This window comes from Deinococcus phoenicis (assembly GCF_000599865.1).
GTDB lineage: Bacteria > Deinococcota > Deinococci > Deinococcales > Deinococcaceae > Deinococcus > Deinococcus phoenicis.
Window position 1 is genome coordinate 52,093 of the sequence record NZ_JHAC01000031.1, and the last position, 13,856, is coordinate 65,948.

Consider the following 13,856-nt stretch of genomic DNA (forward strand, 5'->3'; position numbering starts at 1 on the left):
AAAAGTCAGGCGAATGCACCACAGCAGACACTCATGGGGCGGGGTATGGTGGAGAAGTTGGGCCGGTCCCCCAGTGCCAGCCCCCCGCCGCCAGCCCAGACCCCACAGGAAAAACGCCCAGCCGGTCAGGCTGGACGGAAAAAACGGAGGGGTGGACCCGATCAGCGCCGGTCGCGCACGCGGACAGGAATGGGGACCGGCTGCCGCTCGGGCGCACCCTTCAGCGCCTCCCGCAGCCAGTCAATAAACTCGCGCAGGCCCTTCATGACCCCAGTGTAGCGGGGAGGGACCGGGGCAGATGCACCAAAGGTTACGGTGGCTTCATCTCGGCGGCAGGTGGGCTGTCCAGCACTTTCCCGGAACGTCTCTGCCGTCTTGCGGGGGCCACCATGTCCGGCTCGGCGGCCCCTCCCCTGCCCGGCGGTCAGTCCGCGAAGCGCTTCAGCACGTCGCGGCTGATGACCAGACGCTGCACCTCGTCGGTGCCCTCACCGATGCGGGTGAGGCGGTTGTCGCGCCAGTAGCGTTCGACCGGGTATTCCTTGATGTAGCCGTACCCGCCCAGCATCTGAATGGCCTCGTCGCAGGCCTCGACGCCGACCGTGGTCGCGAACAGCTTGGCGCGGGCGACGGCCACCGTGAAGTTCTGCCCGGCGTCCTTGAGGTCGGCGGCCTTGCGGATCAGGAGGCGGGCGGCTTCCAGCCGGGTATCCATGTCCGCGAGGCGGAAGGCGATGTCCTGATTCAGAGCGATGGGCTTGCCGAACTGCTGACGCTCCAGCGTGTACTTCGCGGCGTACTCGAAGGCGGCGCGGCCCAGGCCCAGGCCCATCGCGCCGATGCCGACGCGGCCACCGTCCAGCACCCTCATCACGTCCTTGAAGGCGTTGCCGCGCTCGCCCAGCAGGGCGTCTGCGGGCAGGCGAATATCCTCGAAGATCAGCTGCGCGGTGTCGCTGCTGCGCAACCCCAGCTTGTCCTCCTTGCGCCCGATGGAAAAGCCCTGCACCTCGTCGCGGTTGAAGACAAAGGCGCTGATGCCGTCGTTCTTGCCCTTGCCGGGGCGGGCTGCGTCCGTGCGGGCAAGCACCACGTACGTGCCGCCCACGCTGCCCTGCGTGATGAAGTTCTTGGAGCCGTTCAGAAGCCAGCTGCCGTCGGGCTGCTCGGCGGCGCGCGACTGCATCCCGCCGCTGTCGCTGCCGCTGCCGGGTTCGGTCAGGCCCCAGGCTCCCAGCTTGCGGGCAGCGGCGAGGTCCGGCAGGAACTTGCGCTTCTGCTCTTCGGTCCCGCCGATCAGGATGTGGCCCTGGCACAGCGAGTTGTGGCTGGCGACGGTCAGACACAGCGAGCCGTCCACCGCCGCGATCTCCTCGATGATCATGGCGAAGGTCGCGGTATCCAGGCCCGCACCGCCGTATTCCTCGGGCGTCTGCGCGCCCATGATGCCCATGTCGCCCAGTTCCTTCACGATATCGAAGGGGAACTCGCCCGTCTGGTCGCGCTCGGCGGCTCCCGGCTCGACCCGGTTTTTCAGGAAGCTCTTCAGGGCGCTGACGATGGTGCGCTGGTCGTCGTTCATGGGTTGGACGTTGGGGCTGACGGGGATGTCGAGGGTGCTGGTCATGGTGTTACCTCCGGCAAGGGATCAGGGGTGAGGGGAAAAACGGGACTCGGCGGGCGCGTGGCGGCAGGAAGCTGGCCGCTACACCTGAAACACACCCACGCGCAACGCCTCCTGCCGGGGCTGCTGGGCACAGGCTTCCAGGGCGCGGATCAGGCGGTCACGGGTGTCGTTTGGGGGGATGATCTCGTCCACCCACAGGCGGGCGGCGGCGTAGCGGGGGTCGAGTTCGGTGTCGTACTTGGCCTTCACCTCGTCGTAGAGGCGCTGCAACTCCTCGTCGTCGGGTTCATGGCCGCTGCGCTTCAGGGCGGCGAGCTGGATGTCGAGCAGCGTCTTGGCGGCGGCATTGCCGCTCATCACGGCGTACTTGGCGCTGGGCCACGCGAAGATGAAACGCGGGCCGAACGCCTTGCCGTTCATGGCGTAATTGCCCGCCCCGAACGAGCCGCCCGTAATGAGGGTGATTTTGGGAACGACGCTGTTGCTGACGGCATTCACCAGTTTGGCCCCCCGGCGGATGATGCCTTCTTGCTCACTGTCGCGGCCCACCATGAAGCCGGTCACGTCGCTGAGGAACACCAGCGGCACGCCCGCCTGATTGGCGTCCAGAATGAAGCGGGCGGCCTTGTCGGCGGAGTCGCCGTAGATCACGCCGCCGACCTCGATGCGGGTCCGCAGGCCGGGTTCACCGCCGCTCTTGAGCTTCTTCTTGATGACGGTGCGCTGGTTCGCCACGAAGCCGACCGGGTAGCCGCCCACGCGCGCAAAGCCGCAAACGATGGTTTCACCGTATTCGGCCTTGAATTCGTGAAACTCGCCCCCGTCCACGATGGACGTGATGAGGTCGCGCACGTCATAGGGCCTGCTGCCGTCGAAGCTCACCAGCTCCGTGAGGTCGCGTGCCGGGGCGGCCTGCACCTCGGCGCGGCGCCTGGCCCAGGGCGCCACCGCACCCGCCGCGTACAGCCCGGCCAGCGCCCGCACCCGCTTCAGCGCGGCCTCGTCGTCGGGTTCCTTGTAGTCCACGGTTCCGGCGATGCTGGCGTGCATGTCGGCACCGCCCAGTTCTTCCGAGTCCACGACCTGCCCGATGGCGGCCTTCACCAGCGCGGGACCCGCCAGGTACAGGCCCGACCCCTCGGTCATGATCAGGGTGTCGCACATGACGGGCAGGTACGCGCCGCCCGCCACGCAGTTGCCCATGATGGCGGCGATCTGCGGAATGCCCGCGGCACTCATGCGGGCATTCAGGTAAAACACCCGGCCAAAGTCGTCCTGATCGGGGAAAATCTCGTCCTGCATCGGCAGGTAGACGCCCGCCGAATCCACCAGGTACACGAGCGGCAGGTGGTTTTCCAGGGCGATGGTCTGCGCCCGGATCACCTTCTTGGCCGTGATCGGAAAGAACGCCCCCGCCTTCACGGTGGCGTCGTTGGCAATGATCATCCAGGGGCGGCCTGCGACGGTCCCGATGCCGGTGACGACGCCACCGCTGGGACAGCCGCCCACGTCCTCATACATGCCGTCACCGGCAAAGGTCATCAGTTCGTCGAAGGGCGTCCCCTCATCGGTCAGGCGGGCGATGCGCTCGCGGGCGGTCAGGCGGTTCTTGTCGTGCTGGCGCTGCTGGGCCTTCGGGCCGCCGCCTGCACGGACGCGGGCCTGATCGGCAGCGAGGCGGGCCAGAGCAGCGTCCCAGGTTTCCCTGGCAGTGGGGGGCGCGGGGGTGCGGGTGTCAGGCTGGGTCATCGATGCCCGTAGTCTAACAAACGCCCGTTAGGAATGCTGAACCGCACCCGGTTGGACTCCCGGCCTTCTGCGGGCCTGTGAAGTCTCATACCGACTGGCTCTGATTCCAGAACAGCCGGATAAACCACCAGAGGGGCTTCCAGCGCCGCCAGCCGATCTTTTCTTCTTCTCGCTTCGCTCGCCCCTCGTCCTCGACTGACCCTGAGTTCGGCTCAGAGGTTCATCCATTCTTGCGCTGGCCCGCGCCTGACCGTGAGGTCAGTTATACTGTCAGAACCACCGTGCGACCCGCCTCAAGTTCTGTACTGGAGGAACCCATGAATCAGGTTGCCCCTTCCCCATTGGCCCTGACCAGACTGGCGCTGCTCAGATCGGCCCGGTTTCAAGCGGCGCTGTCCCTCGCCGTCCTGCTGGCTGGAGGCGCTGGCGCGGCCTCGCCGGACGGGAAGGCGCTGTTTACCAGCAACTGTGCCGGCTGCCATCAAGCGACCGGCCGGGGCGTTCCCGGTGCCTTCCCGGCCCTCGCGGGCGACGTGGGCAAGCTGCTGGCCACGCAGGGGGGACGGGCGTACATCGGGCACGTGGTCCTCTTCGGCCTGAACGGCAAGATCAGCGCGGGCGGCCAGACATATAACGGGGTCATGCCCGCCTTCGGACAACTGAAGGACGCCGACCTCGCGGCCATCCTGAATTACGTCAGCACCAGCTGGGGCAACAAGCTGCCCAGCGGCCAGAAACCCTTCACGGCGGCTGAACTCGCTAAAGACCGCCAGGACAAGAAGACTTCCGCCCAGATGAACACCCTGCGCCCCAAGACCGTGAAGTGAAGGCCGGGAGGCTAAGGCGGCGGAATGCTGCGCCCTGTGCCCCACCGGCCCCGAGTGACCTGGGTGGGGTTCGCTGGGCCTCCCCGGCATGGTCTGCATGGCGCTGCTGGCCGCCCCGCCGGTTGCCCCACTGATGTACGGTGGCATCCTGGCCTTCGTGGTGGGCGAGGGGATCTTCAACGCCTCGCAGGGTGCCCTGATTTCCATCGCCGCGCCGGTGGACGCCCAGGGACAGGTCCAGGACGGGGCGCAGGCGCTCGGCTCGCTGGCCCAGATGGTCGGGCCGCTGGGTGGGGTTCAGCTTTACGTGCGCTTTGGCCCCGCCGCGACGTTCGGCACCGGGGCCGCGTTGGTGCGGGCGGCGCACGGCCTGCTTGTCCGCCAGAAACACGCCGCGCCGGTGGACGCCCGGGCATCATCCAGTCCGGGGAACGCCTGCCCCTCCTGGCCCTGAGCAAGCAGCTCACTTCCCCGCAAGCTTCGCCCGACCCCCCTTCCCGCTTCTACTCCTGAATCCGCGCTCCCGTCTTCGCCCGCAGGTCTGCCAGAGTCACGCCGGGAGCGAGTTCGACCAGCTTCAGGCCGTGGGGCGTCACGTCCAGCACGGCGAGGTCGGTGATGATGCGGTCCACCACCTGTTGACCGGTCAGCGGCAGGGAACACTCGGGCAGAATCTTGTGCGCGTCACCCTTCGCCACGTGTTCCATCAGCACCACCACGCGCTGCACGCCCGCCACCAGGTCCATCGCGCCGCCCATGCCCTTGACCATCTTGCCCGGAATCATCCAGTTGGCGAGGTCGCCCTTTTCGCTGACCTGCATGGCGCCCAGGATGGCGAGATTGACATGCCCGCCGCGAATCATGGCAAACGAATCGGCGCTACTGAAGAAGCTCGCGCCGGGCAGCGCCGTCACCGTCTGCTTGCCCGCGTTGATCAGGTCGGGGTCCACCTCGTCCTCGGTGGGAAAGGGGCCGATACCCAGCAGCCCGTTTTCCGATTGCAGCATCACGCTGACGCCCTCCGGGATGTGGTTGGCGACCAGGGTGGGCAGGCCGATGCCGAGGTTCACGTAGTAGCCGTCCTGCAATTCCTGGGCGGCGCGGGCGGCCATCTCGTCTCTGGTCCAGGGCATCTCAGACCTCCTCTCCGGCGGCGCTGGAAACGTTCGTCTCCACCTTCCGCACCGTCCGCTGCTCGATCCGTTTTTCCGGGTTCGGGTTCAGCACCACGCGCTGCACGAAGATGCCGGGCGTGTCGATCTGGTCGGGGTCCAGTTCACCGATCTCCACGAGTTCCTCGACCTCGGCCACCGTGACGCGGCCACAGGTGGCGGCGACCGGATTGAAGTTCTGCGCCGTCTTGCGGTAGACGAGGTTCCCCGCCTTATCCGCCTTCCACGCCTTGACCAGCGCAAGGTCGGCCTTGATGCCACGTTCGAGGATGTACGTCTCGCCGTCGAAGTCCTTGTGTTCCTTCCCCTCGGCCACGACGGTGCCGACCCCGGTCCGGGTGTAGAAGCCGGGGATGCCGGCCCCGCCCGCACGCATCCGTTCGGCCAGGGTGCCCTGGGGCGTGAACTCCAGGTCCAGTTCTCCGGCGAGGTACTGGCGTTCAAACTCCTTGTTCTCGCCCACGTAGCTGGAGATCATCTTGCGAATCTGGCGGGTTTGCAGCAGCAGGCCCAAGCCCCAGCCGTCCACGCCCGCGTTGTTGCTGACAGCAGTCAACTCCTTCGCGCCGCTGTCGCGCAGGGCCAGGATCAGTTGCTCGGGAATGCCGCAGAGGCCGAATCCCCCCACGGCCACCGTCTGCCCGTCCGCCACGATGTCTTGCAGCGCCTCTGCGGCGCTCGGGTAAACCTTGTTCATGTGTCCTCCAGTGTAACGCGAGTGCCTAACGGGTGTTAGGCAGGCCGGCCAGGAAGCTCTGGACCAGCGCCCGGAACGCCCGGGGGTCTTCCTGGGGAAAGCCGTGCCCACGGCCCTCCAGCACGGTGGCGTGGGTTCCCAGGGCAGCCGCCTGCACGCCGATCAGGTCGGGCGTGACCAGCGTATCCAGCGCACCCCCCAGCACCATCACGGGCAGGCCGGCGAGACGGGCCGGGTCCACCCGCCAGGCGGCCAGGGCGCGGGCATTGCCGCTGGAGTGGCCCGCCGCCATGCGTCCGGCGTCCTCCACCAGTCTGGAGAAGTTGGCCGGACGGCCCGACGGAAAGAGCGCCCCCAGGCTCAGCTCGCGGAGCTGCGGGTTCCCGCGCAGCAGTTCCAGCACCGGATAATTCTCCTCGGGCGTGACCAGACCCGAGGGGGGTGCACTCGCCGCGAGAATCAGGCCGGTGAGCGCGGCGGGATCCCGGGCGGCGAATTCCAGCGCCACGGCCCCGCCCAGGCTGTGCCCCAGCACCACGGGGCGCGTGACGCCCTGCTCGGCCAGCCAGCCGGCGACCCAGTCCGCGTAGGCGGCGATGCTCACGTCGCCCACAGGGAGAGTTCCGGCAAATCCGGGCAGGTCGGGAGCCAGGACCCGCCAGCCCTCCGGCGGGTCGGCGAGGAGGTCCGCCCACCACGCCGACGAGGCGAAATTGCCGTGCAGGGCGACCAGCACCCCTTCAGGCATGGGAAGGCTCCCCGGCACTCAGGGGGTCGGGCGGGCGGGAGACGGCGGGCAACGCGTCGTCCAGCAGGGCGCGCAGCAGGCCCGCAAAGGGCGCGGTGTCGGCCACGCAGGCGAGGTGACCATGAACGGAGTCGTATTCCAGGTGGGTATGGGCTGCGCCCGCCGCCTGGCTCGCCCCGGCAAAGGCGCGCATCTCGGCGGCGGGGAAGAACTGGTCGCCCCGGATGTTGACGGTCAGCAGGCGCAGGCCCACGTCCCGCCAGCGGGCGAACAGTTCGGCGCGGGGCTGTCCAGCGCGGGCCTGTTCAGGGTGAGGCTGGGCGGCGCAGAGGTCGTGCGTCTCCACCACCCGCCCGATGTCGAGGATGTGGGCGAGGCTGGCCGTGGCCGCCCGCGAGCGCAGGTACGCCCCGAAATCCGCGTCCCGGAAGGTGTGTTCCAGACCGTCCGCGCCCAGGCCGAAAAGGGAGATCAGGCGCAGCGCCCCGGACAGGCCCCCGGTCAGGGCCACGTCGCGCAGCAGCGGGCCGAATGCGCCGCGCAGCACCGGCCCCGCGCCGGGACTGGTGGCGACGGCCGCCACCCTCGGCGCGAGGTCCGGCGTCCGGGCCGCCCACTGGAGCGCCTGCATCGCCCCGAAGCTGGGACCGAGGACGGCGTGCCAGCGTTCCGCCCCGAGGTGCCGCAGCAGCGCGAGTTGCAGGGCATGCAGATCCGCGAAGTCCCAGGCGGGAAACCGTTCGCCCCAGGGGTCGCCGTCCGGGTGCGGCGTGTCCGGCCCGGTGGTCACCACCTGCGGGTCACGGGCCTGCACGTTCGACAGCGTATTCATCGCCACCACGAAAAAGCGGTCCGTGTCCACCGCGCGTCCCGGCCCGATCAGCGCCGCCCACCAGCCGGGCGTGCCGTCCGCCGCCACACCCGCCGCCCGCGCCGTGCCCGTGTAGTAGTGGCAGACCAGCACGGCATTGTCCCGCGCCCCGTTCAGCCGGCCCCAGGTCTGCACGCCCAGCCGCACGGGGACGGTCACGCCGGCCAGCGGCAGCGTCACCCCCAGCGTGAACGCGCCGGGCGCCGCTCCCGTTGGCGCTGGCCCCGTGGGTGCTGCCCCCGCTCCCTCAATCTGTCGCATCGCCTCCGAGGGTAGGCGGGGCGCGTTACGGGGTGGTCACAGGGAGAAGGGCAGGGAGAAGCCCGGCCCGCCGCCCTTCTCCCTGCGCCCTGCCCCGGCTGTAACGCCCCTGTGACGCGTCTCCCCTACACTCCGGGACGAACATGAAAAAGATGCTTCTGACGGGCGTTCTGCTCGCGCTGTCCGGCGCGGGTGCGGTGAAGGTGGGCGTGCTGCTTCCGCTTTCGGGATCGGGCAGCGTGTCGGGGCAGGCGGCCAGGAACGGCTATCTGCTGGCACTGGACGAGATCAACAGGGCGGGCGGCGTCCTCGGGAAGCCCCTGGACCTGGCCTTCGCGGATGACGGCTCCTCGCCCGCGAAGGCCGTGCCGGAGTTCGTCAAGCTGGTGACGGTGGACAAGGTGGACTTCATGGCAGGCGGCGTGAGCAGCGCCACCTCCATCGCCATCAGCGGCCCCGCCAAGCAGTACAACACCTTCATGGCCTGGATCGGCGCGGCGGCCGTGCCCGTCGAGGACGCCTTCGCGGACCACAAGTATTTCTTTCACTACCATCCCTGGTCGTACTACAACTTCGAGGCGATCCTCGACTATTTCAAGTACCTCAAGCGCAGCAAGGGCGCCAGGAATATCGCGATTGCCTACGAGGACGGTCCCTTCGGCTCGGCGGGCATCGACGCGACGGTCGCGGCCTTTAAAAAGGCGGGCTTCAACGTCGTGATGAGCGAGAAGTTCAAGACGGGCAGCGGCAATTTCGGGCCGCTGGTCAGCAAGGCGAAGGCGGCCCGGCCCGACATCCTGTACTGGGTCGGCTACGACACCGACGCCCTGCCGCTGGCGACCGAGATCAAGCAGCAGAACCTGCAACTGGGCCTGATCTACGGTACGCCGCCCTCCTGGCCGGTCGGCTTCGAAAAGAACAAGCTCGCGGACAACATCGCGGGCCTGAGCCTGTGGCTTCCCAGCAGCCCGCAGGCCGAGAGCCGCAAGTTCGTCGCGGCCTACAAACAGAAGTTCGGCAACATGACCGAGGAATACTTCGCGCCGCTCGCCTACGTGAACCTCAAGACGCTGGCCGCCGCCATCAACCGCGCGGGCAGCACCGACAAGGACAAGGTCGCGGCGGAACTCGCCAAGACGAACACGCCCACGCCGTTCGGCCCGCTGACCTTCAGCAAGAGCCTCAAAACCCAGTACCAGGGCTTCAAGTCCGGCAACTGGCTGCATTTCCAGTTCCTCGGGGACAGCCGCGTGCCCGTGTACCCGGTGAAGTTCGCGCAAAAGCCGATGGTGTGGAACAAGTAAGGGGTCAGCTCTGAACGGTCAGCTTTCGGCACCCCGCCAGAGCGTTTGCTTTTGCGCTCCTGGCTGATCACTGACGGCTGACCGCTCCGAGGGCCGCGCCGCTTCAGGGTGGGCGGCCCTTCAGCTTCGGGAGGAGGAGGGACATGACAGTGCAGTCGAGGATGATCCGGACGGCCCGCATCCAGACCCACGTGCTGGAGCGGCCCGCGACGGGAAAAGCCGTGCGGCGGGTCCTGCTGGTCCACGGCAACGTGTCGAGCGGCGCGTTTTTCCGCGACGTGCTGGAGGCCCTGCCGGACGACATTCACGCCGCCGCGCCGGACCTGCGCGGGTACGGCGAGAGCGAGGCCGCACCGGTAGACGCGGCGCGCGGCCTGCGCGACTGGTCGGACGACCTGGCGGCCCTGCTGGACGCGTTGGGGTGGGCCGACGCCGACCTGCTGGGCTGGAGCCTGGGCGGCGGCGTGGTGATGGGGCTGGCGGTGGACCACCCGGGGCGGGTGCGCTCGCTGACACTGGTCGCGCCGATCAGCCCGTTCGGCTTCGGCGGCACGCGCGGGCCGGACGGCACGCCGAACAGTCCCGACTTTGCCGGATCGGGGGGCGGCACGGTGAACGCGGCCTTTGTCGCGGCGGTCGCGGCGGGGGACCGCTCGGACGCGCCGGGCAGCCCGCGCGACGTGTTGAGGAAGTTCTACCTCAACCCGGAGAAGTTCCAGCCGACGCCGGAGCAGGAAGAAGTGTGGCTCTCCTCCATGCTGACCACGCGCACCGGGGACGACCATTACCCCGGCGATTTCGTGCCCAGCGAACACTGGCCGAACGTCGCGCCGGGCACGCGCGGCGTGGCGAACGCCTTCAGCCCGAAGTACACGGACCTGAGCGCCTTCGCGGACCTCCAGCCCCCGCCGCCCGTGCTGTGGGTGCGCGGGGACGCCGACGCGATCGTGGGCGACGCGAGCCTCTTTGACCTCGCGCAACTGGGGGCGCTGGGTGCGGTTCCCGGCTGGCCCGGCGCGGAGACCTGCCCGCCGCAGCCGATGCTGGAGCAGCTGCGCGCCCTGCTGGAGCGCAGCGGGGCGAACGGCGGCGAGTCCCGCGAGGTCGTACTGTCCGGCGTGGGCCACTCGCCCTTTCTGGAAGCGCCGGAAGCGTTCCTGGCGGCCTTCACCGAACATCTGCAAAAGGAGCGTCGGACGTAGATGGAACTCTTTTTCCAAACCCTGCTGAATGGCCTGCTGCAAAGCGGCCTGTATGCGCTGGTCGCGTCGGGGCTGGCGCTGGCGGTGGGCGTGGTCGGTATCGTGAACTTCGCGCACGGCGAGTTTCTGATGATCGGCGCGTTTCTGGCCTGGGGCGCGAGCGCGTACCTGGGCGTGGACCCGCTGCTCTCGCTGCCGCTGGTGGCAGTGGCCGTGTTCGCGGTGGGCGCGCTGACGTACCGCGTGAGCATCCGCCACGTGCTGCTGGCCCCCGAGCTGAATCAGATGCTGCTGACCTTCGGCCTGGGCATCCTGCTGCAAAACCTGGCGCTGATGCTGCTGGGTGGCAACACGCGCACGGTCACGACGCCCTATCAGGGGAGCAGTCTCAGCCTCGGGGACCTCAGCGTGGGTGGGCCGAAAATGATCGCGTTCGGGCTGGCGGTGGTCATCCTGGCCGGGCTGTACGCGGTGCTGTACCGCACCAACCTGGGCCGCCAGATGCGCGCGGTGGCGCAGAACCGGCGCGGCTCGCAACTGATCGGCATCGACGTGGACCGGGTGTATCTGATCGCCTTCGGGGTGAGCTGCGGGCTGGCGGCGGTCGCGGGCGTGCTGGTCGCCACGCTGCTGTTCGCGTCGCCCACCGTGGGGCTGGTGTTCGCGCTGAAAGCCTTTGCGATCATCGTGATGGCGGGGCTGGGCAACCTGACGGGCGTGCTGTGGGCCTCCGTGGTGCTGGGCGTGTCGGAGGCATTGGTGCAGACCTACGTGCCGGGCGGCGGCGGGTGGAGTGACGCGGTGTTCTTCCTGCTGATCTTCGCCACGCTGGTCTTCCGGTCCTTCCGGGGGGCCAGATGAGGGAGCACGGATGAGGGGGTACAGATGAGCCGGGCGATGGAAACAAGCCGAACCGTCACGCGCCGCCCCGACTTCACCGCGCGGGCGCTGGTGCCGCTGGGCCTCTTTTTCGGGCTGGCGCTGGTGTTCCCGTTCCTGCCGCTGGGCACGCGGGCGGAATACCTGCTGCAAATCGCGTTCTTCACGCTGGTGGCGGCCATTCTGGCGCTGTCGTGGGACATCCTGGCGCGCAGCGGGCAGGTCAGTCTGGCGCACGCCGCGTTCTACGGCCTGGGGGCCTACGGCTTCGCGCTGCTGGGCAAGGTGATGCCCTGGTTTGCTGCGATGCCGCTCGCCGCGCTGATCGCCGGACTGGTCAGCCTGATTCTGGGGGCGGTGACCCTGCGCCTGAGCGGGATGTACTTCGCCATTGCCACCCTCGCCTTTACGGAAGTCGTGCGGACAATCATCCAGAACCTGCCGGAGTCGGTGGCGGGCGGGGCGAACGGCCTGCTGGTGCCCGCGCTGCTGGGCGGGAACGCGCGGGCACAGTATTTCCTGGCCTTCGGGGTGCTGCTGTTTACCGCGCTGGTCAGCCTCGCTATTCGCCGCTCAAGGTTGCACCACGCCTTTGCCGCGATCCGGCAGGGCGAGGAAACGGCGCGGGTGCTGGGCGTCAGTGTCGTGCGGTACAAGCTCGCCGCCTTTTTCATCTCGTCGTTTCTGGCGGCGCTGGGTGGGGTGCTGTTTGCCGGGAAGACCTTTTTCATCAATCCCCTCGAAACCTTCAGCCTCGCCAACTCCATCGCGCCGCTGACGACCTCCATTTTCGGCGGGCTGTACACCACGCTCGGGCCGATGCTGGGGGCGACCGTGCTGCGCGTGGCGGAAGAACTGCTGCACAACTCGGTCAAGAACGGCTATCTGGTGGTCTACGGCTTGGTGCTGATGCTGACGATCCTGTGGCTGCCGCGCGGGCTGATGGGGCTGCTGAGGCGGGGCAAGCATGGGGGGGAGTTGTGACAGCGGTCAGCTTTCAGCCTTCAGTGGCCAGCCAGCAGGAAGTCGTGCTGCGGGCCGACGGCCTCAGCAAGCGGTTCGGCGGGCTGCTGGCGGTGCAGAACGTGACCTTCACCCAGTACAGCGGCGAGATTCTGGCCGTGATCGGGCCGAACGGGGCAGGCAAAACGACGTTGCTGAACCTGCTGTCGGGCGTGTACCGGCCCACGGCGGGGCGGCTGCACCTGCTGGGACGGGACGTGACGGGTGAGAGCATGGAGGCACGCTGCCACGCCGGGCTGGGCCGCGCCTTCCAGATCGTGCGGCCCTTTCCCGAGATGACCGTCCACGAGAACGTGACGGTGGGCGCGCTGTTCGGCAAAGCCGGCGTGAGCCTGCCCGAAGCGCGCGAGCGGGCCTACGACCTGCTGGAGCGCACCGGCCTCGCCGCGCACGCCGAGAAGGCCGCGCACGAACTGACGCTCCTCCAGGACAAGCGGCTGGAGGTGGCCCGCGCCCTCGCCACGCAGCCGCGCGTGCTGCTGCTCGACGAGGTGATGGCGGGCCTGCGTCCGGCGGAGGCGCAGGAGGCCGTGCAGCTCGTGCGGAGCGTGCAGGGCAGCGGCGTGAGCGTGCTGTTTATCGAACACATCATGCCAGTGGTGCGCGACCTGGCCGACCGCGTGGTCGTGATGGACCAGGGGCAGGTGCTGGCCGAAGGGACTTACCGCGAGGTGACGGCGAATCCGCAGGTGGTCGCCGCGTACCTGGGCACGGAAGAGGGGCTGCACGCATGACGGCGAGCCGGATGCAGGGGCAGGAACTCGTGATCGAACACCTCGCCGCCGGGTACGGCAAGGTTCAGGTGCTGTGGGATGTGGGCCTGCATGCCCGGCCCGGCGAGTTCGTGGCCGTGATCGGGGCAAACGGCGCGGGCAAGACGACCACGCTGCGTGCGGTGAGCGGCGTGGTGAAACCCACCGGGGGCCGCATCCTGCTGGGCGGGCAGGACATCACGCGCTCAGCGCCCTCGCAGATCGTGGGTCTGGGCCTGGGGCACGTGCCGGAAGGCCGCGAACTGTTCCCGCTGATGACGGTGCGCGAGAACCTGGAACTGGGCGCGGCCATGCGGGCCGAAGCCCGCGCGATGCAGGCGCAGACGCTGGACCACGTCTACACGCTGTTCCCGCGCCTCCAGGAACGCGCCTCGCAACTGGCGGGCACCCTGTCGGGCGGCGAGCAGCAGATGGTGGCCGTGGGCCGCGCGCTGATGGGCCGTCCCAGCGTGCTGGTCGTGGACGAACCCTCGCTGGGCCTCTCGCCGCTGATGACGCAGACGGTGTTCGGGGCATTGAAAGCCGTCAACGCCGAGGGCGTGACCGTCCTGCTGATCGAGCAGAACGTGGGCCTGAGTCTCCGGCTCGCGGACCGCGCCTACGTGCTGGAAAACGGGCAGGTGGTCAACGAGGGCACGGGGGCGGCGCTGCTGGCGGATCCGAAGGTGCGGGAGGCGTATCTGGCGCTGTGAGGGAGACCAAAGGCCAAAAGCCGGGAGGCAC

Annotated in this window: 14 protein-coding genes; 8 read left to right on the forward strand and 6 right to left on the reverse strand. The window is 68.6% G+C overall.

Annotated features, from left to right (window positions below; translation table 11 throughout):
• Positions 1–424 precede the first annotated feature (424 nt).
• The gene (locus DEIPH_RS10020; protein ID WP_034357523.1) at positions 425–1,627 is read right to left on the reverse strand and encodes an acyl-CoA dehydrogenase family protein; all 1,203 of its coding nucleotides are present in this window, start codon (positions 1,625–1,627) and stop codon (positions 425–427) included.
• A 78-nt stretch (positions 1,628–1,705) separates the two neighbouring features.
• On the reverse strand, positions 1,706–3,376 hold the full coding sequence (locus tag DEIPH_RS10025) for an acyl-CoA carboxylase subunit beta (RefSeq protein ID WP_034357525.1): 1,671 nt from the start codon (positions 3,374–3,376) through the stop codon (positions 1,706–1,708).
• Between the two features lie 317 nt (positions 3,377–3,693).
• Here DEIPH_RS10025 and DEIPH_RS10030 point away from each other — a divergent pair, with 317 nt between their 5' ends.
• Both DEIPH_RS10030 and DEIPH_RS10035 read left to right on the forward strand, forming a co-directional pair.
• Entirely contained in the window at positions 3,694–4,203 is a 510-nt protein-coding gene (locus DEIPH_RS10030; RefSeq protein WP_152544888.1) for a c-type cytochrome, read from the forward strand.
• A 97-nt stretch (positions 4,204–4,300) separates the two neighbouring features.
• Positions 4,301–4,657 (forward strand): MFS transporter, encoded by a 357-nt coding sequence (locus DEIPH_RS10035; protein ID WP_034357527.1) that lies wholly within the window; start codon positions 4,301–4,303, stop codon positions 4,655–4,657.
• A gap of 49 nt (positions 4,658–4,706) precedes the next feature.
• On the opposite strand, the gene DEIPH_RS10040 is transcribed toward DEIPH_RS10035, so the two are convergent.
• From DEIPH_RS10040 to DEIPH_RS10055, 4 genes are read right to left on the reverse strand one after another with little or no spacing between them, the layout of a single operon-like run.
• Positions 4,707–5,336 carry a CoA transferase subunit B gene (locus tag DEIPH_RS10040; RefSeq protein ID WP_034357528.1) on the reverse strand — a complete coding sequence of 210 codons (630 nt, stop codon included), beginning with the start codon at positions 5,334–5,336 and terminating at the stop codon, positions 4,707–4,709.
• Between the two features lies 1 nt (position 5,337).
• Positions 5,338–6,072: a CoA transferase subunit A gene (locus DEIPH_RS10045; RefSeq protein WP_034357530.1), complete on the reverse strand. Its 735-nt coding sequence runs from the start codon at positions 6,070–6,072 to the stop codon at positions 5,338–5,340.
• A 25-nt stretch (positions 6,073–6,097) separates the two neighbouring features.
• The gene (locus DEIPH_RS10050; protein ID WP_034357532.1) at positions 6,098–6,820 is read right to left on the reverse strand and encodes an alpha/beta fold hydrolase; all 723 of its coding nucleotides are present in this window, start codon (positions 6,818–6,820) and stop codon (positions 6,098–6,100) included.
• Positions 6,813–7,952 (reverse strand): alpha/beta fold hydrolase, encoded by a 1,140-nt coding sequence (locus DEIPH_RS10055; protein WP_034357534.1) that lies wholly within the window; start codon positions 7,950–7,952, stop codon positions 6,813–6,815. The genes DEIPH_RS10050 and DEIPH_RS10055 overlap by 8 nt, the downstream gene beginning before the upstream one ends.
• Before the next feature lie 143 nt (positions 7,953–8,095).
• On the opposite strand from DEIPH_RS10055, the gene DEIPH_RS10060 reads away from it, so the two are divergent.
• From DEIPH_RS10060 to DEIPH_RS10085, 6 genes are all read left to right on the forward strand, one after another.
• Entirely contained in the window at positions 8,096–9,256 is a 1,161-nt protein-coding gene (locus DEIPH_RS10060) for an ABC transporter substrate-binding protein (protein ID WP_034357536.1), read from the forward strand.
• A gap of 143 nt (positions 9,257–9,399) precedes the next feature.
• A complete protein-coding gene (locus DEIPH_RS10065) occupies positions 9,400–10,458 on the forward strand; it encodes an alpha/beta fold hydrolase (RefSeq protein WP_034357538.1) in 1,059 nt (352 codons plus the stop codon).
• The gene (locus DEIPH_RS10070; RefSeq protein WP_034357540.1) at positions 10,459–11,319 is read left to right on the forward strand and encodes a branched-chain amino acid ABC transporter permease; all 861 of its coding nucleotides are present in this window, start codon (positions 10,459–10,461) and stop codon (positions 11,317–11,319) included.
• Positions 11,320–11,355: 36 nt separating this feature from the next.
• Positions 11,356–12,321, forward strand: coding sequence for a branched-chain amino acid ABC transporter permease (locus tag DEIPH_RS10075; protein WP_081790871.1), 966 nt, complete (start codon positions 11,356–11,358; stop codon positions 12,319–12,321).
• Entirely contained in the window at positions 12,318–13,094 is a 777-nt protein-coding gene (locus DEIPH_RS10080; protein ID WP_081790868.1) for an ABC transporter ATP-binding protein, read from the forward strand. The genes DEIPH_RS10075 and DEIPH_RS10080 overlap by 4 nt, the downstream gene beginning before the upstream one ends.
• Positions 13,091–13,825 carry an ABC transporter ATP-binding protein gene (locus tag DEIPH_RS10085; RefSeq protein WP_235183217.1) on the forward strand — a complete coding sequence of 245 codons (735 nt, stop codon included), beginning with the start codon at positions 13,091–13,093 and terminating at the stop codon, positions 13,823–13,825. The genes DEIPH_RS10080 and DEIPH_RS10085 overlap by 4 nt, the downstream gene beginning before the upstream one ends.
• Positions 13,826–13,856: the final 31 nt, after the last annotated feature.

Excerpts from the sequence above, each read along its gene's own strand:
- DEIPH_RS10055 (WP_034357534.1), bottom strand. The coding sequence starts at position 7,952 with ATGCGACAGATTGAGGGAGCGGGGGCAGCACCCACGGGGCCAGCGCCA.
- DEIPH_RS10020 (WP_034357523.1), bottom strand. The coding sequence starts at position 1,627 with ATGACCAGCACCCTCGACATCCCCGTCAGCCCCAACGTCCAACCCATG.
- DEIPH_RS10050 (WP_034357532.1), bottom strand. The coding sequence starts at position 6,820 with ATGCCTGAAGGGGTGCTGGTCGCCCTGCACGGCAATTTCGCCTCGTCG.
- DEIPH_RS10060 (WP_034357536.1), top strand. The coding sequence starts at position 8,096 with ATGAAAAAGATGCTTCTGACGGGCGTTCTGCTCGCGCTGTCCGGCGCG.
- DEIPH_RS10030 (WP_152544888.1), top strand. The coding sequence starts at position 3,694 with ATGAATCAGGTTGCCCCTTCCCCATTGGCCCTGACCAGACTGGCGCTG.
- DEIPH_RS10075 (WP_081790871.1), top strand. The coding sequence starts at position 11,356 with ATGGAAACAAGCCGAACCGTCACGCGCCGCCCCGACTTCACCGCGCGG.
- DEIPH_RS10065 (WP_034357538.1), top strand. The coding sequence starts at position 9,400 with ATGACAGTGCAGTCGAGGATGATCCGGACGGCCCGCATCCAGACCCAC.
- DEIPH_RS10070 (WP_034357540.1), top strand. The coding sequence starts at position 10,459 with ATGGAACTCTTTTTCCAAACCCTGCTGAATGGCCTGCTGCAAAGCGGC.
- DEIPH_RS10025 (WP_034357525.1), bottom strand. The coding sequence starts at position 3,376 with ATGACCCAGCCTGACACCCGCACCCCCGCGCCCCCCACTGCCAGGGAA.
- DEIPH_RS10040 (WP_034357528.1), bottom strand. The coding sequence starts at position 5,336 with ATGCCCTGGACCAGAGACGAGATGGCCGCCCGCGCCGCCCAGGAATTG.
- DEIPH_RS10045 (WP_034357530.1), bottom strand. The coding sequence starts at position 6,072 with ATGAACAAGGTTTACCCGAGCGCCGCAGAGGCGCTGCAAGACATCGTG.
- DEIPH_RS10085 (WP_235183217.1), top strand. The coding sequence starts at position 13,091 with ATGACGGCGAGCCGGATGCAGGGGCAGGAACTCGTGATCGAACACCTC.
- DEIPH_RS10035 (WP_034357527.1), top strand. The coding sequence starts at position 4,301 with ATGGCGCTGCTGGCCGCCCCGCCGGTTGCCCCACTGATGTACGGTGGC.